Origin of the sequence: Ectothiorhodospira marina (assembly GCF_900109495.1) — a bacterium.
In the GTDB taxonomy this organism is placed as follows: Bacteria; Pseudomonadota; Gammaproteobacteria; order Ectothiorhodospirales; family Ectothiorhodospiraceae; genus Ectothiorhodospira; species Ectothiorhodospira marina.
Genome location: NZ_FOAA01000010.1, coordinates 15,263 through 38,155, shown reverse-complemented (window position 1 = coordinate 38,155; position 22,893 = coordinate 15,263). Strand labels below are relative to the sequence as shown.

Sequence of the window (22,893 nt, the reverse complement as noted above, 5' to 3'; positions counted from 1 at the left end):
ACAGACTGAGGTTCAACTCTCTCATGGCCAAAGAATCCCAATCCGCCTCCGCGACCCACGCCACCCAGTACGTTACGTTCCGGCTGGCCGAGGAAACCTATGCGATCAATGTCATGCAGGTACAGGAGGTGCTGCGGGTCGCCGAGATTGCCCCGGTGCCTGGGGCGCCACACTATGTTTTGGGTATTATCAATCTGCGCGGCAATGTGGTGACAGTGATCGATGCCCGGCGGCGTATGGGGTTGATGGATAAGGAATCGGATGATTCCTCCAGAGTGGTGATCATTGAAGTGAGTGGACAGGTCATCGGTATCCTGGTGGACAGTGTTGCGGAGGTGATCGAACTGGCCGAAAAGGATGTGGATCCGGCGCCCAATGTGGGTAATGATGAGAGTTCCAAATACATTCAGGGCGTGGCCAGTCGCGAAGGCGAATTGACTATTGTGGTGGATCTGAACAAACTGCTCACCGACGACGAATGGGCAGAGGTGGCGAATCTCTAGTGGGCCACTCGCTTGGGCCTTGCCTGAGCGGCCTCCCGATGAGGCTGTATGTCTCCGAGTGCCGTCATGCACGGCATTTCCTGGGGGATTCAGCGTTCTGATGGGTGAACCCGAAGGCCCCGTGGGCCTTTCTCAGGTACTTTTTCAAGGGGGAAGGTCACGATGGCGGCTGAAACTCCGATTGCCCCGATTCAGCCCGGTATTCCGGCTCGCCCGGTTCTCGAAGACGGGGATGATCACCGGCGTCATCCCCGTCGCCGACCCGAGCGAAAAGAACCGGAGGGCGGTGGGGATGATATCCAGGACAAGGGCCGCCCCCCGCCACCGCCCAAGGATCAGGATCCCGATCACATCGACGAGTACGCATGACCCTAACAATAGCAATTGGCGGCGTATTGATACTGGCCCTGACCCTCTCCGTGGCCAGCATGCTGACGTGCGTCTGGCAGTTCCAAAGAATCAAGGATCTGCGAGCGCGCCTGGAGACTCAGGAGCGTTCCCTGGGGGCTTTGCGTGGCGCCCTGAGCGCCCTGCATGTGGAGGACCAGCATGCCGAGGAGTATCGTGCGCGGATTGAGCGCCAGATCGCACGGCTGGCTGAAAAGCAGGAAGACATGTTGCTGAGGGTGCCGGATGAGGGGGCCTATCAGCATGCCCTGAGACTGGCGCGGCAGGGGGCCGGGCGCGAGGCGTTGGTGGAACAATGTGGTCTGTCGGTGGGTGAGGCTGAACTTCTGCTGGCCATGCGCCGGGATCAGTCGCCTTCCTGAGAGCTTCGGTCCCGTCTCGGCGTGACTGATACAACATCCTTGTCCTTATCAGGGGCCTGTTCGGGTTGGAGGTCGCCGGGTCGGCGGCCGCTGAGCATGTAGACGAAGGCCAGCACCTCGGCCACGGCCACGTAAAGGTTTTCCGGGATTTCATCGCCGAGAGGGATCTGGGCCAGTGCCGAGGTCAGAGCGGCATCCTCGTGTATCGGCACCCCATGCTCATCGGCCAGATCGAGAATCTGCCGGGCGATGTCCCCGGCACCCTTGGCGGTCAACCGGGGTGCCCCCTTGCCGGTGTATTTCAGGGCAATGGCCTGTCGGGAGTCGGGTCTGGACTCCTTGCCGTTCATGCGTGTCCATCCACAATGGGGCCGCGTGTCGGGGTGGCCGCGGGGGACGGAGGGTCCTTCGGGGGCTCCCCTTCACGGCAACTCATGTTCAGCACCTGAAGATCCCGGGATTCCAGGTTCTGGCGCAGCTGGGGCAGGGCGGTCTGGATGGTCTCCCGGGCATTCTCGGAATCCGACCAGAACTGGGTGCTGACGTGATCCCCGCGCACCACCACGCGGATGTTGAGCGGGCCGAGTTCCGGGAGATGCAGGGCCAGGTCGGCGCGCCAGGAACGCTCTTCGGCGTCCTTGTCCCGTCGAGTGTCGCGGTCCAGACGCAGGTGCACCAGATCGGTGTTCTGCCCATTGCGCAGCGCCAATTCCATCAGCCAGCGGGGCGTCGCTTCCTCGGGCTTTTCAGCGCTGGACAGCTGATGCATCACCATGCGCGCCAGAGAGCGTTCCACTTGCTGACGCAGCGTATCCAGCAAGGGTTCAGGCATCAGGCCGGCCAGTTGTGCCGGCGCCGCACGTGCCTGGGCCACGGGGGGTGTGTCCCGCAGGGGGGGCGGAGTATCGCCGGAAGGGAGGCGTGCCTGGCGGTGGAGCACGGGAGTGGAACGCAGTTGCTCCGCCAGGGATAACAGGCGGGCCTTGAGGTCTTGATGGATGATGCCCCGTGGATCCGTGCCGGTGGTGGCTGCGCCGGCCAGGCGGGCCTCCAGGAACAGGCCTGAGTCACGGATTGTCTGTTTAAGCCCTTCGCCGGTCATGGCCCGTTCCCGGTTGGGCATGGCCTGCCAGAGAGCTTCCAGTGCCTGTCGCACTGCTGGCGGGAGTTGCTGAGCAGCCGGGCTTCCAGTCTGATTCAGTTGTTGCAAAGAGGCCATCAGCGGGCCTTGGCTGCCTTGTTGAGGAGCCCACTGACGTAGCAATGGGGGGAGCGGGTTGTTCATGCTTGGGCCGGCGCCACGGAGCCCGTCACGCATCAGGGCCAGTTCCAACCGGGGCTTGACGCTGGCCACTTGCAGTCGCAGGCTATCGCCGGTTTGCACAGGCGCGGGCAGACGCGCCTCGATCGTCTGCCCGCCCAGTCTCAATTGCACCGGCTGACCCGCCATGGCGGGCTGCCCTACCACGCGGGCCTGAAGCACCTGTCCCACCTGCAGGGGGCGCTGGGTCATGATGCCAGAGTCGGCTAGCTGGACCCGAGGCAGGTTGGTGGGGATGTCGATCATTGAATCGGATGGACCTGAGCTGACATGGAATCCCTGGATGGGAACATGGTCAATGGAATACGGATGCAATGTCCCCGGTGGAGGGGACTTGTTCTCATGTCCGGGGCGCTGAAGTCAACTCCCCTTGGCCGGGGTTGGAAGGCACGGCAGACGCCATGGGTGCGCAGGGCGGCCCCAGCCCCGGTGTTTACTGATGATTTAATCGGCAAAGAAGATCGACTCATGAGATGGTTTCAGCGTGTATTACAGTCCGAATCCGAGCAGGGTGGCAGCAGTTCCCGGGTGGGGGTGCTGTTCGTGTGTCTGGGCAATATCTGCCGCTCACCCACAGCACAGGGTGTGTTCGAGCATCTATTGGCGGAACAGGGGATGACGGATCGGATTCACGTGGATTCCGCCGGCACCCATGCGTATCACGTGGGGGAGCCGCCGGATGATCGTGCCCGCAAGGCGGCCATGAATCGTGGCATTGATCTGAGTCGCCAGAGGGCCCGTCGTTTGGAGGCTGGGGATCTGCAGCGTTTTCATTACGTGTTGGCCATGGATCGCGATAATCTCGCGAACATCCGGGCGCTGATGAAAACGACCCCGATGGGGCAGGTGGGTCTGATGATGGAGCACTCGCGGGCCTGGACGGAGAAAGAGGTGCCTGATCCCTATTACGGGGGCACCCATGGTTTTGAGCGCGTGCTGGATATGATCGATGATGCGTCGCGGGGTCTGCTGGCGCAGATCCGCCGCGAGCATGGTTTCTAGGGCCGGGGCGCTGCCTCCGTGGGTGGGGTGGGCCGCCAGGGCCCACCCCAGTACTGCCTCACTGGTCCGGCTTCCGCGAGTCTGAGGTCTCGCTGGGAGGCTGGTCGGACTGGGTCTGTGATTCCTCAGGGGTGGAAGCGGCCTGCTTGGCCACGGCCTGGAGTTTTTCCATCTCTTCCCGCGATACCCGGCGCTCGCCGCCGCCAGCACCCTGGCCTTCGTCATGACGTTCACTACGTCCTGAACTTCTCCGGCTGCCCCGGGCACGCCCGGATGAACCACTCTTCTCCTGCCCTTTCGGGGCATCCGCCTTTGCCTTCTCTTCGGAGTCACCGTCACCGGTTGCCGAGGTGGATGTGTCGGCCGTGCGCGTGGTGCTTGCCTCTTCGTCCGGCTTTTGCAGGGCGCGGGCGTGAGGTACGGCGTCCTCGTGGGTCAGTTTTGCCACCTCTGGCGTGTCCCCGGTGCCTGACCGGGCCTTGGTGGGTGCCCTTTGACCTCCCCTATCTCCAGAAGCCTCATCACTCGTCTGCGTCTCGGCCTTGCCTGCGGCTGACTTTTCCCCTGGGGCGTCGGAGCGTTCCCGTTGATCGGCACCCTGCCGCTTGGGGGGCTGTTCGGCGCTGGATCTGGCATCGTCCGATTCGCCTTCACCCGGGACACTGGACTCGTTCCCATCCTGTTGCCCATCCGTATTGCCGGTGTTGCTACGGCGACGGCGACGGCCCCCGCGACGACCCCGACTGCGACCACTGCTGCTGCGGTTACCGCCGTTTGAGCCTTCCTTCTCCCGCGGTTGATCGCTGCTGCCCTCTTGTGGTGTGGCCTCGGCCGGGGATGGATCAGTCTGTGCCTCGCTGGCCTCATGGGAGCGGTTCTCGGGCTGCGTCCTGGCGGTCTGGCTGCCCTTTTCACGACGCCGGGCGTCATCGTTCTGACCATTTTGACCGCCTTTGGTATCGCTGGCCTGCGGGCCCTTGTCGGTCTCGGCGGACTTGGCCTGCGGGGCTTCGTCAGTGGCGTCGGGTTGTGTGTTGCGGTTCTGGTTCTTGTCCTCGTTCAGGCTCTCGTTGCCATCGCGGGTGCCTCGGCGCGTACGGCTGCCACTGCGGCGTGTGCGGTTGCTGCGGCTGCCGTTGCCGCTCTCCTTCTCCTTCTCCTTGTCCTTGTCCTTGTCCGCTTGCGGACGCTCGCGACGTTGGGGGCCGCCGGGAGCCACGTTGCGGGTGCGTGCGGGGCGTTGCCCGCTGCCGGTGCGTGTGCCTTGCCCGGAGGAGGCGGTGCGCTGAGGGGGGCGAGAAGCGCGGCTGTCGCCATCAATGCTGCGGGACTCGGGGCGTTGGCCGCCATTGGAGAACAGGCTGGTCCAGATGCGGCTGAAAAGGCCGGGGAGCGAGACGGGAGAAACCGGCTTTTTCTGCTCGGGGGGCGCGTCGGTCCGTGTTGGCGTCTCCGCCGGGGCTGGAGTGGGCGGTGAAATGGTCTGCACCAAGGCCTTTTCCAGGCGTGCTGCCCGTGGCTGGCTGACCAGTTCGGGCTCCTCCTCCGACAGCAGTTGGTGGCTGCTCTTGTCGCCGATTTCGTCGGCGGTTTCGTCATCACGCATGCGACGCACGGTGAAATGGGGCGTGAGGAGATTGGGGCTGGGAATCAGCGTGATGTCCACGTGATAGCGGGACTCGATGGTGGAGATCACCTGACGCTTTTCGTTGAGCAGGAAGGTGGAAACATCCACCGGCAGGTGTGCCAGCACCCGGTTGGTTTTCTCCTTCATGGCCTCTTCCTCCACCAGTCGCAGCACCGATAAGGAGAGGGATTCCACGCTGCGGATGTGGCCGTGGCCATTGCAGCGGGGACAGACGTTCTGACTGGATTCTCCCAGAGAAGGTCGCAGGCGTTGGCGGGACATCTCGAGCAGGCCAAAGCGGGAAATCCGCCCCACTTGTACCCGGGCGCGATCCATTTCCAGGGCCGACCGAAGTCGATTTTCCACTTCCCGCTGGTTCTTGTTGGGGGCCATGTCAATGAAGTCGATGACGATCAGGCCACCCAGGTCCCGCAGACGCAGTTGCCGGGCGATTTCCTCGGCGGCCTCCAGGTTGGTGTTCAGGGCGGTTTCTTCGATGTCACTGCCCTTGGTGGCGCGGGCCGAGTTCACGTCAATGGAGATCAGCGCTTCCGTATGATCGATGACGATGGCGCCGCCGGAGGGCAGGGTGACGTCACGCTGGAAGGCTGCCTCGATCTGGCTCTCGATCTGATAACGGTTGAAGAGGGGAACATGGTCTTCGTAAAGCTTGAGCTTGCGCAGATTGTTGGGCATCACCTGCTGCATGAAATCCTGGGCTTGGGAGAAGACCTTGGGATCGTCCACAACAATTTCAGCGATGTCATTGCGCATGTGATCCCGCAGGGTGCGGATGATCACGTTACTTTCCTGGTAGATCAGGAAAGGCCCCTTGTGGCTCTGTGCGGCTTCATCGATGGAAGTCCAGAGAGTCTTGAGGTATTCCAGATCCCATTGGAGTTCCTCGACGCTGCGGCCCACCCCGGCCGTGCGGGCAATGAGGCCCATGCCCTGGGGGACTTCCAGCTGCGCGAGGGACTCGCGGATCTCGCTGCGCTCTTCGCCTTCGATACGGCGGGAGACACCCCCGGCACGGGGATTATTGGGCATCAGCACCAGATACCGTCCGGCCAGGCTGACGAAAGTGGTCAGCGCCGCGCCCTTGGTGCCGCGCTCTTCCTTTTCCACCTGAACGATGAGCTCCATGCCCTCCTTGAGGCCGGTCCTGGGCGAGACCTCGCCGTCTTCGCCCTGGGGCAGGTAGCTGCGGGCGATTTCCTTGAAGGGCAGGAACCCGTGGCGGTCGGCCCCATAATTGATGAACGCGGCCTCAAGGCTGGGTTCAACCCGGGTGATGACCCCTTTGTAGACGTTCGCCTTTTTCTGTTCTCGTGAGGGGAGTTCGATATCCAGATCGAAGAGCTTCTGGCCGTCCACCATGGCCACACGCAGCTCTTCGGGCTGCGTGGCGTTGACAAGAATTCGTTTCATGAAGTGTGTCTCGAGTGCATGGCCCAGCCACGCCCGGGCGGTGACCCGGCGTCGGCGGTGCTGCATGGGAGGGGCGCGCGGCGCTGAATAGCAGCGCCCACGCGCACAACCATGGGAACACTACGCCCGCGCGGTGTTCGCGCCGGGGCGTGGGGGCAAGGTTGTCCAAAAATCCGCTCAGAATCATCAAGTTATGTTGGCGTTTCGTGAGCGATTGTCCGTGGAGGGAGACGTGACTTGCCGTTGGCAGGCGTCTCCCGGTGGTGTTCTGTTGAGTCGCGGGGTGGGGCGATCCGGGCGGGCAGCAGACACTGCCGGGCCGATCCGATATCTGCCGAGTCAACCCAGCGCGACACGGTATGATAGCAATGTTGCAAAAGGGCATCAAACCTTTGAATGACCTGTTATTATCCGCGCATGCCAGAAATGCCTCAAAGCCCCGCCTCGCGGGTCGTCCATGCCCAGGTGACTCGGGACGAGGATGGCCAGCGCGTGGACAACTTTCTCATGCGCCGCCTGAAAGGCGTGCCCCGTAGTCGCATCTACCGCCTTTTGCGCAAGGGAGAGGTGCGGGTCAACAAGGGCCGCTGCAAGCCGGATTACCGCCTCAGTGTGGGCGATGTGGTGCGCATCCCGCCAGTGACCCGCAGTGAGAAGAAACTGGAAGATCTGCCCTTGCCGGAGGGGCTGGCGCGAACCCTGGCCGAGTCCGTATTACTGGAAGACGATGACCTGCTCATCCTGAACAAGCCGGCGGGTCTGCCGGTGCATGGGGGCAGTGGCGTTCCGGTGGGGGTCATCGAAGGCCTGCGGCGGCTCAGGCCCGAGGCGGGGTTTCTGGAACTGGCCCATCGCCTGGACCGGGAGACCAGTGGTTGCCTGGTGCTGGCACGCAATCGTCCGGCCCTGCTGGCCTTTCATGAACTGTTGCGTCATGGCGGAGTCGATAAGGTTTACCACACCCTGGTGGCCGGTCATTGGCAGGGAGGGCCGCGGCGCGTGGTTCAGAGTCTGTCGCGCACGGAGCGTCGTGGCGAGGTGCGCCTGGTGCAGGTGGATGAGGAGGGGCAGGATGCGGATAGCTTCTTTACACCACGCCAGGGGTTTGCCGAGGCCACGCTCATGGATGTGCAGATCGGCACGGGCCGTACTCACCAGATCCGGGTTCATGCCGCCCATGAAGGGCACCCCGTGGCGGGTGACCGGCATTACGGTGATTTCGAGTTCAATCGGCGCATGAGGCGTCTGGGCCTCAAGAGGCAGTTTCTTCATGCCGCGTCTCTGCGCTTTACCCTGCCCACCCGCGGCTGTGCGTACGATGTGGTAGCGCCGCTGGATCCCGCCCTGGAACAGGTGCTGGAGAAGCTGGAACCCCGCTGATCCGGGTTTTATCGACAACAGACCAACAGTATTTATGGCCAATCCCTATCAATTACTCATCTTCGACTGGGATGGAACCCTCATGGATTCCATCGGGCGCATTATTGCCTGCCTGCAGGGGGCGATCACTGCCTTGCAACTGGAAACCCGGCCGCCGGATGAGTTGCGCCACGTCATCGGGCTGGGCATGCCGGAGGCGATTCTGCAACTGTATCCGCAGGCAGACGAGGCCCTGATTCAAGCATTCACGACCGCTTACCGGGAGCGTTTCCTCTACACGGACAAGACACCCGCACAGTTGTTCACTGGCGTGCCTGCCTTGCTGGATGAACTGGCGGAGCAGGGGTATTGGCTGGCGATAGCCACCGGAAAGTCCCGGGTGGGGCTTGACCGGGTGTTGGAGGATACCGGTCTCCAGAGACGGTTTCTGGCCACACGCTGTGCTGACGAGAGCTTCTCAAAGCCTCATCCCCAAATGCTCGAATCCATCCTTGATGAACTGGGTGTGGCTCCGGCTGACGCCCTGATGGTGGGGGACAGCCATCTGGATCTGCTCATGGCGGCCAATGCCGGTGCGCATGGGCTGGGGGTCACCTCGGGCGTGCACGATGCCCGGGAACTGTCGCTGCATCGGCCCTTGGCCGTGTTGAACGGGGTGGCGCAGTTACCGGCCTGGCTGGGGAATGAACAGATGCAACATCAACCACTGAGCAAGGATTCCACACCATGAGTGACGAAAATCAAGCCACCAGCCAACGCGGCTCGGATCAGGCCCCGGAAAACTGGGAGCGGGAGGCCCTGCGTGAGATCGCCCTGGCAGGCGTCAAGGAACGTCGGTCGGCCCGGCGCTGGGGTATCTTTTTCAAGACACTGGGCTTTCTTTACCTTTTCTTCCTGCTGTTCACCTTCATGGATGGTATGTCCGCGGGGGATGTTGATCGCAAGGGCAGTCACACGGCCTTGGTGGATGTGCAAGGGATTATCAGTGAAGGCAGTGCCGCCAGTGCCGATCGGGTGGTGGGCTCCCTCAAGGCCGCCTTTGAGAGCAGCCAGACCCAGGCCGTCATCATCCGCATCAATAGCCCGGGCGGCAGTCCGGTACAGGCGGGTTACATCAATGATGCCATTGGCCATCTCAAGGAGAAGCACCCGGATATTCCGGTCTATGCGGTCATCTCGGATGTGGGCGCCTCGGGGGGGTACTATATCGCCGCCGCTGCGGATCAGATCTACGCTGACAAGGCCAGTATCGTCGGTTCCATCGGCGTGCGCCTGGATGGTTTCGGGTTCGATGAGGCCATTGATCGTCTGGGTATTGAGCGGCGCCTGCTCACTGCCGGGGGCAACAAGGGTCTGATGGACCCCTTTCTGCCAGTCAAGGAAGAAGAACAGGCCCATTTGCAGGCCATGCTGGATGGCATCCATGACCAGTTCGTGGATACGGTGAAGAAAGGACGAGGGGATCGCCTTGTGGATGATCCGGAGATCTTCTCCGGGCTGGTCTGGACCGGCGAGCAGAGCCTGGAGTTGGGTCTGGTGGACGGTCTTGGCAGTAGCGGCTACGTGGCCCGGGAAGTGATTGGTGAGCCCGATATCGTGGATTTCACCCGCAAGCAGGATCTGTTCTCCCGTCTGGCGGATGGTCTGGGTGTGGCCTTGCTGCGCGTGGTTGAGCAGTGGGGGCAGGCCAGCCTGCGATAACCGGGTCTTCGGGATGAGCCTGGGCGGACCGTCGGGTCCGCCCATTGCCAGACCAGCGGTCAGTCCTCACGTCGCGCGGAAACGCCCGCTGTGAGGGTGTAGCGCATGGCATCCTCCAGCGACAGATTCAACGGCTCCACCCGGTCGCGGGGCAGCATCAGTGTATAACCACCGATCTGGTAGCTCATGGGTAGATAGACCGCAACAGTGCCCTGGGTGCCCAGATTGTCTGGCAGGCCCTCGAAATCACTGCGGGTCACGAACCCCACCAGGCGAAATTCCAAGCCCGGCAGCGTGACGAGCACCGCCTCGCCAAAGCGCTCATGAATCTCCCCGGAAAATAGCTGGGTCACGTCCCGCACCACACCATGAATGGTCTTGACCACCGGGATGCGCTCCATCCAGCTTTCCAACCAATGGAAGACCCCCTGTACCAGATAAACCCGAAGCAACACCCCCAGCGCGAAGATCAGCAGGATGCCGATGAGCAGGCCCATGCCGGGGAAGTAAAGTACATCCGGCAACACGGCCTTGAGAATGGCGCCCAGCACCTGCTCCAGGGTGTTACTCAGCCAGAGCACCAGCGTGACGGTGACGACGATCGGCAGGATGGCAGCCAGGCCGGCGAGAAATGTGCGGGTCAATCCTTTCAAGACTTACCTCCAGGCCGCGGCACACTATAATGTGCGGCTACGGCGGTTGGAATTGGGTGGGGAGTGTCCGGGGCTTGAAGCACGATCAGTGCCCGGATGCGCGAGCCGGATGTCCACCTTGGTTGACACCCGCCGCGGGTCGATCTAATTTGACACGCATCCCAAGGGTGAATCCAGATCCGCGCCCGAAAAAACCCAAGTCGACAGGCACCTGAATCTATGGCATCCAAGCCCTCGTCAGCAGTTGATCAGACCCCCATACGGGTGGTGATCGTGACCATGGACACCCACTTGGCCAGCGCCGCCGACCGGGCCCGCGCCGAACTCAAGCATGAGTTGCCCGGGTTGCACTTCTCGCTTCATGCCGCTTCCGAGTGGGCTGCCGATGAAGAGGCCCTGGAGCAGTGCAAGGCCGATGTGGCCCAGGCCGATATCATTATCACCACCATGCTGTTCCTGGAGGATCAATTTCAGCAGATCCTGCCGGATCTGCAGGCCCGACGCGATGACTGCGACGCCATGGTGTGTGCCATGTCGGCCGGAGATGTGACCAAGCTGACCCGCATGGGCAGCTTTGACATGTCCAAGCCGAGCAGCGGACCCATGTCGTTGCTCAAACGGCTGCGGGGCAAAAAGGAAGGCGATTCCAAGGCCAGCGCGGGCGCTCAGCAGATGAAGATGCTGCGCCGGATTCCGCAGTTGCTGCGATTCATCCCGGGTACGGCCCAGGATGTGCGCGCCTATTTCATCACCCTGCAGTACTGGCTGGGCGGCTCGGAAGAGAACATGGCCAACATGATCCGCTTCCTGGTGGATCGCTATGCGGATGGCCCGCGTCGCGGTGTGCGAGGCAAGCTGACCATCGCTTCACCCGCCGAATATCCCGAGGTGGGTGTATACCATCCGGACATGAAAAAGCGTCTTTCAGATCGCTTGCAGGATCTGCCGGGCAAGGTGTCCGGACGCGGTGCGCAGGGTCGCGTGGGGGTGCTGCTGCTGCGCTCCTATGTGCTGGCGGGTAATTCTGGGCATTACGACCCGGTGATCCGGGGTCTGGAGGAGGCCGGCCTGCAGGTGGTGCCTGCATTTGCCTCGGGCCTGGATTCACGTCCCGCCATTGAGGCATTCTTCATGGAGGACGGTCGTCCCACGGTGGATGCCGTGGTCTCCCTGACCGGATTCTCCCTGGTGGGTGGCCCGGCCTACAACGATGCCAATGCTGCGCAGGAAATCCTCTCCAGGCTGGATGTGCCCTATATCGCCGCCCATCCGGTGGAATTCCAGACCCTGGATCAATGGGGCAACTCTGAGCGTGGCCTGCTGCCCGTGGAGAGCACCATCATGGTGGCCATTCCGGAGCTGGACGGCTGCATCGCCCCCATGGTGTACGGCGGACGCCCAGGCCCGGAAGGCGCCATCTGCGCCGGTTGCGAACGCCATTGCAAGTTCACCGATTCCGAGAACACCCAGGATATGTTCACCTGTCCGGAGCGTACCGGCATGCTGGTATCCCGCGTCCGGCGTCTGGTGGAGTTGCGGCGCGCCGAGCGGGCCCAGCGCAAGGTGGCCATCGTCCTGTTCAACTATCCGCCCAATGCCGGTAACACCGGTACCGCCGCCTACCTGGGGGTGTTTGAGTCGCTGCTCAACACCCTGAAGACGATGAAGGAAGAGGGGTATCAGGTGGAGGTGCCCGACAGCGTGGATGAACTGCGGGACAGCATCATCAACGGCAACAAGGATCAGTACGGCGCCGATGCCAACGTACACACCATGATTCCCGCCGAGGATCATGTGCGCCGTGAGCGCTGGCTCAAGCAGATCGAGGGTCAGTGGGGGCCGGCGCCGGGGAAGGTGCTGACCAACGGCAGTTCCATCTTTGTGCTGGGCCGGCAGTTTGGCAATGTGCTAGTGATGGTGCAGCCCTCATTCGGCTACGAGGGCGATCCCATGCGCCTGCTGTTTGAGCGCGGCTTTGCCCCCACCCATGCCTTCTCCGCCTTCTATCGTTACCTGCGCGAGGACTTCAAGGCCCATGCGGTGCTGCATTTTGGCACCCACGGGGCACTGGAGTTCATGCCGGGCAAGCAGGTGGGCATGTCCGGAGCCTGCTGGCCCGATCGCCTCATTGGCGATATCCCGAACATGTACCTGTATGCCTCCAATAACCCCTCCGAGGGTGCCATTGCCAAGCGACGCTCCGGGGCCACCCTGATCAGCTACCTGACGCCGCCGGTGTCCCATGCGGGGCTGTATCGTGGGTTGCTGGACCTGAAGAGCTCCATTGATCGCTGGCGCGGTCTCGAGCCTTCTCAGGAGCATGAGCGTGGTGAACTGGCCGAACTGATCCAGTCCCAGGCCGCCGAGCTGGAACTGGCCAAGCCCGAGCCCCTCTGGGACGTGCCCGGTGGCGAGGCCGAGGAAAGGGTACGCAAGCTGGGCGAGGAGATCCTGGAGCTGGAGTACACCCTGATCCCCTACGGTTTGCATGTGGTGGGCACTCCTCTGAGCGAGGACGAGCGTATCGATATGCTGGTCGCCATGGCTGAGGCCTCTCAGGACACCCGCCTGGAGCGCTCCGTGGTGGAAACCCTGGTGAAAACCGGCTCGGTGGACAATGCCCTTCAGGAGGCCGGGTTCCAGAATGACGACGAGCGCCGCGAGCAGTTCGAGCAGCTGGCCCGCTCCAATGAACTCATGTCCCGGGATACGGAACTGGAGGGTATCCTCAAGGCCCTGGACGGTCGCTTCATCAAGCCCGCCCCTGGTGGGGACGTAATGCGACAGCCCGATGTGCTGCCCACCGGTCGTAACCTCCACGGCTTCGATCCCTTCCGCATCCCCAGCGCTTTTGCGTTGAAGGATGGGGCCATGCAGGCTGAACGCCTGCTGGCCCGCCATGTGGAGGATGGCAACGGCCTGCCCGAATCCGTGGCGATGGTGCTGTGGGGCAGTGACAACCTCAAGACCGAGGGCAGCCAGATCGGTCAGGTCCTGGGTCTGCTGGGCGCCAAACCCCGCTTCGATAACTACGGCCGCCTGGCTGGTGCCACGCTGATTCCGCTGGAGGAGCTGGGGCGCCCGCGGGTGGACGTGCTCATCACCCTGTCCGGCATCTTCCGGGATCTGCTGCCTCTGCAGATCAAGCTGCTGGCCGAGGCCACCTTCCTGGCCGCGTCGGCAGACGAGCCGCCGGAACAGAACTTCGTGCGTGCCCACACCCTGGAATACATGAAGGAGCACGGCTGCGACCTGGAGACGGCCGCCCTGCGTGTCTATGGCAACGCGGATGGGGCCTATGGTTCCAACGTCAATAATCTGGTGGAGAATGGTCGTTGGGACGATGAGGATGAACTTGCCAACACCTATACCCAGCGCAAGGGCTTTGCTTATGGGCGCAGTGGCCGGCCCATGAAGCAGGACACCCTGCTCAAGAGCATGCTCAAGGATGTGCAACTCACTTACCAGAACCTGGATTCGGTGGAGTTGGGCGTGACCACCATCGATAACTACTTCGATACCCTGGGTGGCATCAGCCGAGCTGTTCGCCAGGCCCGCGGAGGCCAGGACGCCCCCGTGTATATCGGCGACCAGACCAAGGGTGATGGCACGGTGCGCACACTCTCCGAGCAGGTCTCTCTCGAGACCCGCACCCGGATGCTCAATCCCAAGTGGTACGAGGGTGCCCTCAAGCATGGTTACGAGGGGGTGCGCCAGATCGAGGTGCATATCACCAACACCATGGGCTGGTCAGCCACCACCGGTCAGGTTCAGCCCTGGGTGTACCAGAAGCTGTCCGAGACCTTCGTGCTGGATCCGGAGATGCGCGAGCGACTGGCACAGCTCAACCCAACGGCTTCCGCGAAGATGGCCAACCGCCTCCTGGAGGCCTCGGATCGCAACTACTGGCAGCCGGATGATGAGACCCTGGAAGCCCTGCGGCGCGCCGGAGAGGAGCTGGAGGATCGTCTGGAGGGCATCGAGCAGGAGACGCCAGCGGCTTGAGTCCGGCCGGCTCGTGCGGGGTTTGGGCCCGCCCCCTCTCCGAGGCATGGGGGAAGGGGCGGGGTGACCTGCGTGCCTTGCAAATTGCTGTTAACTCAAACGTTCCTTGTAGGCCTCGTAGCCGAAGCGCTTGACCACCCGCACCTCCCGCGTGTCGGCATCCACCCGGCAGATGGCCGGCAGGCGCATGCCGTTGAAGGTGTTGGTCTTCACCATGGAGTAGTGGGCCATGTCGGTGAACACCAGGCGGTCGCCGATCTTCAGCGGGCGGTCGAAGGAATAGGCCCCGATCATGTCTCCCGCCAGGCAGGTGAGACCGCCCAGGCGGTAGGTGTGGGCCTTTTCCTCGGGCATGCCGGCGCCGATGATCTCGGGTCGGTAGGGCATTTCCAGTACGTCCGGCATGTGGGCCGTGGCCGAGGTGTCCAGAATGGCGATGGGGCCTTCGTTATCGATGATGTCCAGCACCGTGGTCACCAGATAGCCGGTGTTCAGGGCGATGGCCTCGCCAGGCTCCAGGTATACCGGGATGCCGTTGTGACGCTCCCGAAAGCCGCGTACCAGTTTGATCAGGCGCTCGATATCGTAATCGGGCCGGGTGATGTGGTGCCCCCCGCCGAAGTTCACCCACTTGAGACCGGGCAGATATTGCCCGAAGCGGGCCTCGAAGGCCCCCAGGGTGCGCTCCAGCGCATCGCTGTTCTGTTCGCACAGGGTGTGAAAATGCAATCCTTCCAGGCCGGTGAGATCCACCCCTTCCAGATCCCGGACTCGGGTGCCCAGGCGTGATCCCGGTGTGCAGGGGTCATACAGCGCCACGGTGCCTTCCGAATGTTCGGGATTGACCCGCAGGCCACAGGAGATGGTCCGGGGGTGGGCCGCAACACGCTCCCGGTGGTGCAACCACTGCCCGGGGGAGTTGAAGCTGATGTGGTCGGCGTACTGGAGCACCACCTCCATCTCGCTGTCGGAGAAGGCCGGGGAGAAGCAGTGCACCTCGCCGCCAAAGGTTTCCGCGCCCAGCCGCGCCTCATCCTGGCCGCTGGCAGTGGTGCCCACCAGGTACTGGCGGATCAGGGGGAAGGTGTCCCACATGGCGAAGCCCTTGAGGGCCAGGAGAATGCGGGCCCCGCTGTCCTCCTGGACCTGCCGCAGCAGCTCCAGGTTGCGGATCAGCAGGGCATCATCCACCACAAAGGCTGGCGTGGGGCAGGCCTGAATATCGAACGGGTGGTCCATGGCCTCGATCGCGCGGCTCAAGCCAGCGGATCCGCGTCGGGATCCAGTTCCTTCATCTGCCAGGGCAGGCCCATGTCGCCGATGCGCTCCATGAAGGGGTCGGGGTCCATCTGTTCCACGTTGAATACGCCAGCCCCCTTCCAGATGCCCTGCAGCATGAGCATGGCACCGGTGACGGCGGGCACGCCGGTGGTGTAGGACACGGCCTGGGACTGCACCTCGCGGTAGCAGGCCTGGTGATCGCAGATGTTGTAGATGTGCACCTTGCGGCGCTTGCCATCCTTGATGCCATCCAGGATGACGCCGATGTTGGTCTTGCCCTTGGTGCGCGGCCCCAGGGAGGCCGGGTCGGGCAGCACGGATTTGAGGAATTGCAGAGGAATCACTTCCTTGCCTTCGTACATGACCGGTTCGATGCCTGTCATGCCCACGTTCTCCAGTACCTTCAGGTGCGTGAGGTATTGCTGTGAGAAGGTCATCCAGAACCGGATGCGCTTGAGCCCCCGGATGTTCTGCACCAGGGATTCCAGTTCCTCGTGGTAGAGCAGATAGATGTCCTTGGGGCCGATCTCATCAAAATCGAAGGCCCGCTTCTCCGAGAGGGGCGGGATCTCCTTCCACTCACCATTCTCCCAGTAACGACCATTGGCCGTGACCTCGCGGATATTGATCTCCGGGTTGAAGTTGGTGGCGAAGGGATATCCATGGTCGCCGCCATTGGCGTCCAGGATGTCGATCTGGTGGATCTCGTCGAAGAGGTTCTTCTGGCCCCAGGCGCAGTAGATATTGGTCATGCCGGGGTCAAAACCGCAGCCCAGGGTGGCCATGAGGCCGGCCTTTTCATAGCGGTCCTGGAAGGCCCACTGTTCCTTGTATTCGAACTTGGCCTCGTCCGGGTGCTCGTAATTGGCCGTATCCAGGTAGGGCACGCCGGTCTTCAGGCAGGCCTCCATGATGGTGAGGTCCTGATAGGGCAGGGCCACGTGAATCAGTAGATCCGGCTTGAAGGACTCGATCAGGTGAACCAGGGCATCCACGTCATCCGCATCCACCTGTGCCGTCTGGATGGGGCGATCCAGTCTGGCGGCGATGTCCCGGCACTTGGCTTCATTGCGGCTTGCCAGGCAGATATCCGAGAAGACTTCGGGATGCTGGGCGCACTTGTGGGTAACCACGCTGCCGACGCCACCGGCGCCGATAATCAGGACTTTGCTCATAGGCCTCGATTCAGGAATCTGGATGGGTGAAAGAAGAAAGCGCCAGGGGCGCCTGGGGACGCGTGCGATGATGCCCCCTTGTGAGTGTCGGGTTCAAGCCCTCTCGACCGCAAAGCTCACGGCATAGCGCCGGCTTTTGCCGAACAGCAGCGCCAGACGACCTTCCCCCTGCGTGTCCAGGCCCAGTGCCGAGGCACGGTGAAGACCGCCGGAACGATTCAGGCGGCGCAGGGAGGTTTCGATGCTGCCCTTGTGGCGGCGGATGTAAAGATCCAGATCCGGTCGCACGCGAGCCTGAATGTCGTGCTCCTGACCCAGCACTTCCAGATGGGTGTGGGCAGGCCCCAGGTCCTGGCCGGGCAATTTGAACAGACGTTCCAGGATACGATGCATGCCATCCACCGGTTCTTCGCCCAGGTAGAGGTTCCACAGGAACCGACCGATGCCGTATTCGTCGCTCCACCATTGGGTTTTTGGGTTGAGCACATGTACGCCGACCGGTACCAGCCGATAGCTGCCCAGACCCGGATCATCGGTCAGGATCTCGAAACTCACCTGCCGGCAACCCAGGTGTTTTTTGTCTCCCTTGACCATCAGTGCAGCATTGCGGGGGGTAAGCAGCTTGAGGGCCATGCGATCCCGGGGTTGCAGGGGGCGCCCCCGTTGCCGGGCGACGGTCTGAATCACATCCAGGGCACAGGAAGTGATCAGGCCCTGCTCACGAACCAGGTGGCCTTGAGCCTGCTCATGGCCTTGTTCCTGCCGAAATTGTTCATGGGTGGTGCTCATGTCAGTAAAATAAGCATTTTTCGTGCCGAGCCAGCAGGCCCGCTCTTCAGGTGATCTGCGTCGGTTTTTTGACGAATAAGGGCGTGTCGGGATCGACGGATACCCCCCTTTGTTGCGCCGCAAAGTTCTGGCGCCGACAATAATGACTTCATCGGTTGTGCCTTACAGCAAGCCACGCGCTACGGGTGTCCGCCCGGGCTAAAGGATGCATCATCATGGCTGATCTGGTTATGTCCCAAGAGGAAGAACGGATGATGGGGCAACTCATGATCCCATCCCAGCCCACCGTGCTGCGCGCCATCGCGGCCGAGACGGACAATGAGCATGGGGACCTGGCCCGGGTAGCCAGACTGGTCTCGGAGGATGTCAGCATCTCCGGGGGCATCCTGCTGGTGGTGAACTCTCCATTGTTTCGCCGCCGCCGCGAGATCGGTTCCATTCGCGAGGCTGTCATGCTACTGGGGCTCAAGCGGGTCTATTCGGTGGCACGCACCGTGGCCCTGCGTAACGCCTTGTCTCACTTGCCGCGGATGCACGAGTTCTGGAAGTCCAGCGTCACCTTGGCGGAAGCCTGTGGTGGGGCGGCGCGATTGTTGAAGCGTCCGGATCTGGTGGATGATGCCTACCTTCTGGGGCTGTTTCATCTGGTTGGGGTACCGGCATTGCGTAGCGTGTTGGGCGAGGCCTACGAAACTGTGGAGCGCCAGGCAGATTTGAGTGGTTGGCAGTCCAGCGTTCACGAAGAACAGCGACGTTATGGGGTCAGTCACGATCGTCTGGGTGCGCTGATCACTCAGCGGTGGCGTGCGCCGACAAGCGTTATCCAGGCAACGGCCCATCAATACCAGGTGGCGCGTCTGGACAGGTTGGTGACGCTGCACCCGGATGCGCCTGATCTGCTGGTCATGCTCAAGCTCGCGCTTCGGGCGACCGCTGCTGTTGACCCGGCACGCATGACCTATGCGGACTGGGAGACCACGCAGGATCTGCTGGCCGACTACCTGGCCCTGGATGTGCAGTCACTGGACGGTCTGGTGGAAGAGTTGGCATAGACGCAAACCTTTTACCGGTCGGTTCAGTCATTCACTGGTGAGCAGCAGTTTCCAGAAATGTTCGATATCCGATTGATGGCACAACTCCGTGCCGGATGTCAGCACGGTCGCGGTACCTGCGGCCACACCCAGGGCGAAGGCGCGCCGGACATCCTCTCCTCGGGAAAGACCAAAAGCCATGCCGGCGACAAAGCTATCGCCGGCGCCGACGGCGCTGCGGGCCGTTACTTTCGGGGTGGCGAGGCGATGAATGCCATCCTGGGTGGCCAGCATCGCGCCGTCATGCCCCAGGGTGATGGCCAGTAGTTCCGCCCCTCCTGCGGCCACCTGCTCCTGCGCGGCCTCTTCCAGGTCCTTTGGGTCTTCCAGGTTCCGGCCCACCAGGCCCGCGAATTCACCGCGGCTGGGTTTGGCCATGTATACCCCTTCCTCCAGGGCCGCCGCCAGGGCGGGCCCCGACGTGTCCAGGATCAGCCGACCGCCACGACGCTTCACGGACACGGCAAGTCGGGCGTAAACATCCTCGGGCACGCCTCGGGGCAGGCTGCCGCTGGCCACCACATAGTCAAAATCCAGCATTTCGATGAAGTCCAGGGCCGCCTGCCATTCGCTGCGCCGGATCTGCGGTCCCTCGGGCGTGAAGCGAAACTCCTGTCCCGAACTCTCCTCGAACACCACGTGGCTCATCCGTGTGGATTCCAGAATATGTACCCGATGGGACATCACACCTGCCTGTGTGATGAGTTCATCCAGCACATCCCCTGGCCGTCCACCTGCCAGGTAGACGGCGAAGCTACCGGCCCCCAGCTCGTTGAGCACGCGTGCCACGTTGATGCCACCGCCGCCAGGGTCATAGCGCTCATTGGTGGTACGCACCTTGTGAATGGCCTTCACCTTGTCGGCCGTGCATGAGGAATCCACGGCCGGGTTCAAGGTCAGTGTGACGATTCGCTTATGCATCAAGGAACTCCCTGTGGAGCTGGCGTTCAGTGTGATGTGACAGGGGACAGGCCACTGGGGTCAGTCGCCTACCAGGGGAAAGGTGACGCTCATGCCCCAGGCCAGGGAAAAGGCCACGGCGATGGCGCCCACCAGGGGATGACCGGTTGCCGTGAATGTCCAGCGGGCCAGCAGGCCGTAGACCAGCAGGAAGACGGCGATGGCCGGGAAGATGATGATCAGGAAGAACAGTTCCTCGAGACGCAGGCCCACGGCCCCGACCAAGGAAAGCAGGAAAAGCATCTTGGTGAAGAAATAGGCACCCGTCGTGCCGGTTTCTCCCCGAGTGAGCCACTCATCGGCACTGAAGAACAGCAGCGTGCCCAGGAAGATCACCGGTAACCACACCAGGCGTTCGGGGATGGGCAGATAACCGGTGACGAAGGCATGGATGGGCAGCCCCACGGCCAGGGTGCCGTAAGTTGTGGCCAGGCATACCGCCACGAGAAGAGCGCCCCATGCCGTGCGGCCCGGGAAGGGACCGAAGACATTGCCGCGACGGCGCTGCAGCAGCCAGAGCCCCACCCAGGTGAGTAGCCCATATACCGCGAAGTGCATGGTCAGGTAATCAGACAGCAGCAGCGGCAGCCCCCCCAGCGGTACTTGCCAGAGCAACAGGGGGGTGAGCACCGCTGGGACAACCGCCACCGGCCAGAGTGGCCGCCATGGCATATCCGAACCTCGCGGCGGATCGGTAACGCGGGGCAGGGCGCGCATCAGGGGCCAGGCCAGGGCGATGATGCCCAGAAACAACAGACCCAGCCAGGGGCCTCTGGCATCCACAAAGGGCGCATCCAACTCGGAGGGATCCACGCCCTCCATCCAGGCCAGGGCCTCCAGTAAGGTTTGCCGGGCGTGGATGATTCCCATGTGCTCGGCCCCCTCGGCGATGACCAGGCGGCGGGCATGGCCCTGGGTGAAGTCACCATAGGTCATGCCGGGCTGTACCTGGGCTGTATCGTGAGGTTCAAAAGCGGGCAGGGCCGGTTCCCGCAAGGCCGCAGGCTCCAGTTCCCCGAAAATGAACAGCAGGTTGTCCAGCCCCTCCATGCGGGTGTCTTCGGCAATGAACGGGGATATCAACACCATGGAGCGCACCTGGCCGGGGTGTTGCTGGCCATGGTTCAGCATGATGTCGCCCGCCATGGAATGCCCCATCAAGGTGATACGGCCATCGCTGGCGGGATGCGCGCGGGCATGGTCCACGACATGTTCCAGGGCACCGCCCAGCAATTGGCGGCGCCGTTCCAGGTCCATGATATCCGGCACAAAGGGTTTGGGGTTGGCCCCATGGCCTGGGAAGTCCAGGGTGATGGCCAGATAGCCTTGGCGGGCCAGGGTGATGGCCAGGGGCTGCATCATCTGCCGGGAACCGGTAAAACCATGGGCGATGACCGCCACCGGTCGCGGCTCGGTGGTCACCGGATTGAACACGGTGATGGGCACCCCCTCCACCCGTTCATGGGTAATTTGCAGGCCCTGGGGCGCCGACATGAGCTGCCAAAGGGCCACTGCAATGGCCAGGGTGGCCAGTAGTGCGGTCAATCCCCGGGCGATCCGGGAGAACGGGCTTCCTGCGGTCTTGGCCTGGGTCATCGGATCATCGCCGCCGCATCTCAGCCTGAACCTGGTCAAACTCCCTCAGCATGTCCTCCGTGGGTCCCTTGCCCACGCGGCTGAACAGGATGATGGCCAGGGACGCCAGAATGAAGCCAGGCAGGATCTCGTACATATCGAACAGACCCCCTTCGAAGCGATCCCAAATCAGCACTGTCAGCGCGCCGGTCACAATCCCGGCCAGGGCGCCATTGCGGTTCATGCCACGCCAGAAAACCGAGAGGATGATCACCGGACCGAAGGCGGCGCCGAAACCGGCCCAGGCATAGGCCACCAGGTCCAGCACGGCGGCTTCCGGGTTCAGGGCCAGCAGGGTGGCCAGCACGCCGATACCCAGAACCGTGCCACGTCCGATCCACACCAATTCGGTGTCACTGGCCTGAGGGCGGAAAAAGCGTTTGTAGAAGTCTTCCGAAAGCGCTGACGAGGACACCAGCAACTGGGAGTCGATGGTGCTCATGATGGCTGCCAGGACAGCCGCAATGAGACAGCCCGCCACCCAGGGGTTGAACAGGGTCTGGATGAGGAGAATGAACACGGTCTCGGGATTATCCAGGCCCGTTTCGCCAAAGAAGGCCATGCCGGCAAACCCGGTGAAGATGGCGCCGAACAGCGCCACCACCATCCAGGTCACGCCGATGAAGCGTGCCAGGGGGATATCCCGGGGATTGTGGATGGCCATGAAGCGGGTGAGTACATGTGGCTGACCGAAATAACCCAGCCCCCAGGCCATCAGGGAGATGATCCCGAACAACGTCATGTCATGGAAGGCATCCAGGGCCCCGGGCTCCAGTTCACCGACCATCCGGGTGGTTTCGGTCCAGCCGCCCAGGTTCATGACGGTGATGACAGGCACCAGGATCAGGGCCAGGAACATCAGGATGCCCTGGATGAAATCGGTCCAGCTGACCGCCAGGAATCCTCCCAGCAGGGTGTACACCAGGATGACAGCCGCACCCACCGCCAGTGCCAGGCGGTAATCCATGTCGAAGGTGCCCTCGAACAGGGTGCCCGCCGCCACCAGGCCCGCGGAGGTGTAAAACGTGAAAAACACCAGGATCACCAGTGCCGAAACCACCCGCAGGGCTGAGGTATCGTCTCGAAAGCGGTTTTCGAAATAGGCCGGAATGGTGATGGAGTCCCGCGCCGCCCAGGTGAGTCGTCTCAGACGGTCAGCCACGAACTGCCAGTTGAGATAGGCGCCGATGGTCAGGCCCACGGCGATCCAGATCTGGTTCATGCCCGCGGCATATACCGCGCCAGGCAGGCCCAGAAGCAGCCAGCCGCTCATGTCCGAGGCCCCGGCAGACAGGGCGGCCGTGCCAGCCCCCAGGCGCCGCCCACCCAGGATGTAGTCGGACAGGTTGGTGGTGACCCGGTAGGCCAGCATCCCCACCAGAACCATGAGAATCAGGTAGGCAACCAGGGTCGCCAGCAGGGCAAAATTCACATCCACTTCCGTGCTCATCACCGGGCTCCCCGCAGGCTGTGCAACATCAGGCTCACCAGCGAAAACAGCACCAACAGCAACATCGGTACCAGTAGCCAGAACCAGGTGGCGGTGGTGAGGGTATGATCCATGGGATC

Annotated in this window: 19 protein-coding genes; 9 read left to right on the top strand and 10 right to left on the bottom strand. The window is 62.6% G+C overall.

Annotated elements, in window-relative coordinates; genetic code table 11:
• Window positions 1–23: 23 nt before the first annotated feature.
• The 3 genes from BMY52_RS09560 to BMY52_RS09550 all read left to right on the top strand — a co-directional run bounded on the left by BMY52_RS09560 (window position 24) and on the right by BMY52_RS09550 (window position 1,273).
• Entirely contained in the window at window positions 24–503 is a 480-nt protein-coding gene (locus BMY52_RS09560; RefSeq protein WP_090253816.1) for a chemotaxis protein CheW, read from the top strand.
• A 162-nt stretch (window positions 504–665) separates the two neighbouring features.
• Complete coding sequence (locus tag BMY52_RS09555; protein WP_090253814.1) at window positions 666–872, top strand: hypothetical protein; 207 nt, start codon at window positions 666–668, stop codon at window positions 870–872.
• Window positions 869–1,273, top strand: coding sequence for a DUF2802 domain-containing protein (locus BMY52_RS09550; RefSeq protein WP_090253812.1), 405 nt, complete (start codon window positions 869–871; stop codon window positions 1,271–1,273). The genes BMY52_RS09555 and BMY52_RS09550 overlap by 4 nt, the downstream gene beginning before the upstream one ends.
• Here BMY52_RS09550 and BMY52_RS09545 read toward each other — a convergent pair.
• Window positions 1,258–1,623 (bottom strand): EscU/YscU/HrcU family type III secretion system export apparatus switch protein, encoded by a 366-nt coding sequence (locus BMY52_RS09545; protein WP_090253810.1) that lies wholly within the window; start codon window positions 1,621–1,623, stop codon window positions 1,258–1,260. The genes BMY52_RS09550 and BMY52_RS09545 overlap by 16 nt on opposite strands.
• Complete coding sequence (fliK, locus tag BMY52_RS09540) at window positions 1,620–2,840, bottom strand: flagellar hook-length control protein FliK (protein ID WP_090253808.1); 1,221 nt, start codon at window positions 2,838–2,840, stop codon at window positions 1,620–1,622. Before fliK ends, BMY52_RS09545 begins: the two co-directional genes overlap by 4 nt.
• Before the next feature lie 222 nt (window positions 2,841–3,062).
• Here fliK and BMY52_RS09535 point away from each other — a divergent pair, with 222 nt between their 5' ends.
• Window positions 3,063–3,596, top strand: coding sequence for a low molecular weight protein-tyrosine-phosphatase (locus BMY52_RS09535; RefSeq protein ID WP_090253806.1), 534 nt, complete (start codon window positions 3,063–3,065; stop codon window positions 3,594–3,596).
• Window positions 3,597–3,654: 58 nt separating this feature from the next.
• Here the strand turns inward: BMY52_RS09535 and BMY52_RS09530 are convergent, their stop codons facing one another.
• Complete coding sequence (locus BMY52_RS09530; RefSeq protein WP_090253948.1) at window positions 3,655–6,654, bottom strand: Rne/Rng family ribonuclease; 3,000 nt, start codon at window positions 6,652–6,654, stop codon at window positions 3,655–3,657.
• A gap of 426 nt (window positions 6,655–7,080) precedes the next feature.
• Here BMY52_RS09530 and BMY52_RS09525 point away from each other — a divergent pair, with 426 nt between their 5' ends.
• Genes BMY52_RS09525 through BMY52_RS09515 form a run of 3 tightly spaced genes read left to right on the top strand, consistent with a single transcriptional unit; the run spans window position 7,081 to window position 9,735 of the window.
• The gene (locus BMY52_RS09525) at window positions 7,081–8,034 is read left to right on the top strand and encodes an RluA family pseudouridine synthase (protein ID WP_238626654.1); all 954 of its coding nucleotides are present in this window, start codon (window positions 7,081–7,083) and stop codon (window positions 8,032–8,034) included.
• Between the two features lie 34 nt (window positions 8,035–8,068).
• Window positions 8,069–8,764, top strand: a complete 696-nt coding sequence (locus BMY52_RS09520) for an HAD-IIIA family hydrolase (RefSeq protein ID WP_090253804.1) — start codon at window positions 8,069–8,071, stop codon at window positions 8,762–8,764.
• The gene (locus BMY52_RS09515; RefSeq protein WP_090253803.1) at window positions 8,761–9,735 is read left to right on the top strand and encodes a S49 family peptidase; all 975 of its coding nucleotides are present in this window, start codon (window positions 8,761–8,763) and stop codon (window positions 9,733–9,735) included. Before BMY52_RS09520 ends, BMY52_RS09515 begins: the two co-directional genes overlap by 4 nt.
• Before the next feature lie 59 nt (window positions 9,736–9,794).
• On the opposite strand, the gene BMY52_RS09510 is transcribed toward BMY52_RS09515, so the two are convergent.
• Window positions 9,795–10,388, bottom strand: a complete 594-nt coding sequence (locus BMY52_RS09510; protein ID WP_090253801.1) for a DUF502 domain-containing protein — start codon at window positions 10,386–10,388, stop codon at window positions 9,795–9,797.
• A gap of 219 nt (window positions 10,389–10,607) precedes the next feature.
• On the opposite strand from BMY52_RS09510, the gene BMY52_RS09505 reads away from it, so the two are divergent.
• Window positions 10,608–14,393, top strand: coding sequence for a magnesium chelatase subunit H (locus BMY52_RS09505; protein WP_090253799.1), 3,786 nt, complete (start codon window positions 10,608–10,610; stop codon window positions 14,391–14,393).
• A gap of 90 nt (window positions 14,394–14,483) precedes the next feature.
• On the opposite strand, the gene nspC is transcribed toward BMY52_RS09505, so the two are convergent.
• The 3 genes from nspC to BMY52_RS09490 all read right to left on the bottom strand — a co-directional run bounded on the left by nspC (window position 14,484) and on the right by BMY52_RS09490 (window position 17,638).
• Window positions 14,484–15,653 carry a carboxynorspermidine decarboxylase gene (gene nspC / locus BMY52_RS09500; RefSeq protein WP_245740758.1) on the bottom strand — a complete coding sequence of 390 codons (1,170 nt, stop codon included), beginning with the start codon at window positions 15,651–15,653 and terminating at the stop codon, window positions 14,484–14,486.
• Entirely contained in the window at window positions 15,650–16,849 is a 1,200-nt protein-coding gene (locus BMY52_RS09495; protein WP_090253796.1) for a saccharopine dehydrogenase family protein, read from the bottom strand. Before BMY52_RS09495 ends, nspC begins: the two co-directional genes overlap by 4 nt.
• Window positions 16,850–16,942: 93 nt before the next feature.
• Entirely contained in the window at window positions 16,943–17,638 is a 696-nt protein-coding gene (locus BMY52_RS09490; RefSeq protein WP_090253795.1) for a hypothetical protein, read from the bottom strand.
• Window positions 17,639–17,853: 215 nt separating this feature from the next.
• Between BMY52_RS09490 and BMY52_RS09485 the strand changes: the two genes are divergently transcribed.
• Window positions 17,854–18,690 carry an HDOD domain-containing protein gene (locus BMY52_RS09485; RefSeq protein ID WP_090253793.1) on the top strand — a complete coding sequence of 279 codons (837 nt, stop codon included), beginning with the start codon at window positions 17,854–17,856 and terminating at the stop codon, window positions 18,688–18,690.
• Window positions 18,691–18,717: 27 nt separating this feature from the next.
• Here the strand turns inward: BMY52_RS09485 and BMY52_RS09480 are convergent, their stop codons facing one another.
• Genes BMY52_RS09480 through putP form a run of 3 tightly spaced genes read right to left on the bottom strand, consistent with a single transcriptional unit; the run spans window position 18,718 to window position 22,774 of the window.
• Window positions 18,718–19,650, bottom strand: a complete 933-nt coding sequence (locus tag BMY52_RS09480; RefSeq protein ID WP_090253792.1) for a 1-phosphofructokinase family hexose kinase — start codon at window positions 19,648–19,650, stop codon at window positions 18,718–18,720.
• Window positions 19,651–19,710: 60 nt separating this feature from the next.
• Window positions 19,711–21,285, bottom strand: a complete 1,575-nt coding sequence (locus BMY52_RS09475; protein WP_090253789.1) for an alpha/beta hydrolase — start codon at window positions 21,283–21,285, stop codon at window positions 19,711–19,713.
• A 4-nt stretch (window positions 21,286–21,289) separates the two neighbouring features.
• Window positions 21,290–22,774: a sodium/proline symporter PutP gene (putP, locus tag BMY52_RS09470; RefSeq protein WP_255705399.1), complete on the bottom strand. Its 1,485-nt coding sequence runs from the start codon at window positions 22,772–22,774 to the stop codon at window positions 21,290–21,292.
• Between the last annotated feature and the right edge of the window lie 119 nt (window positions 22,775–22,893).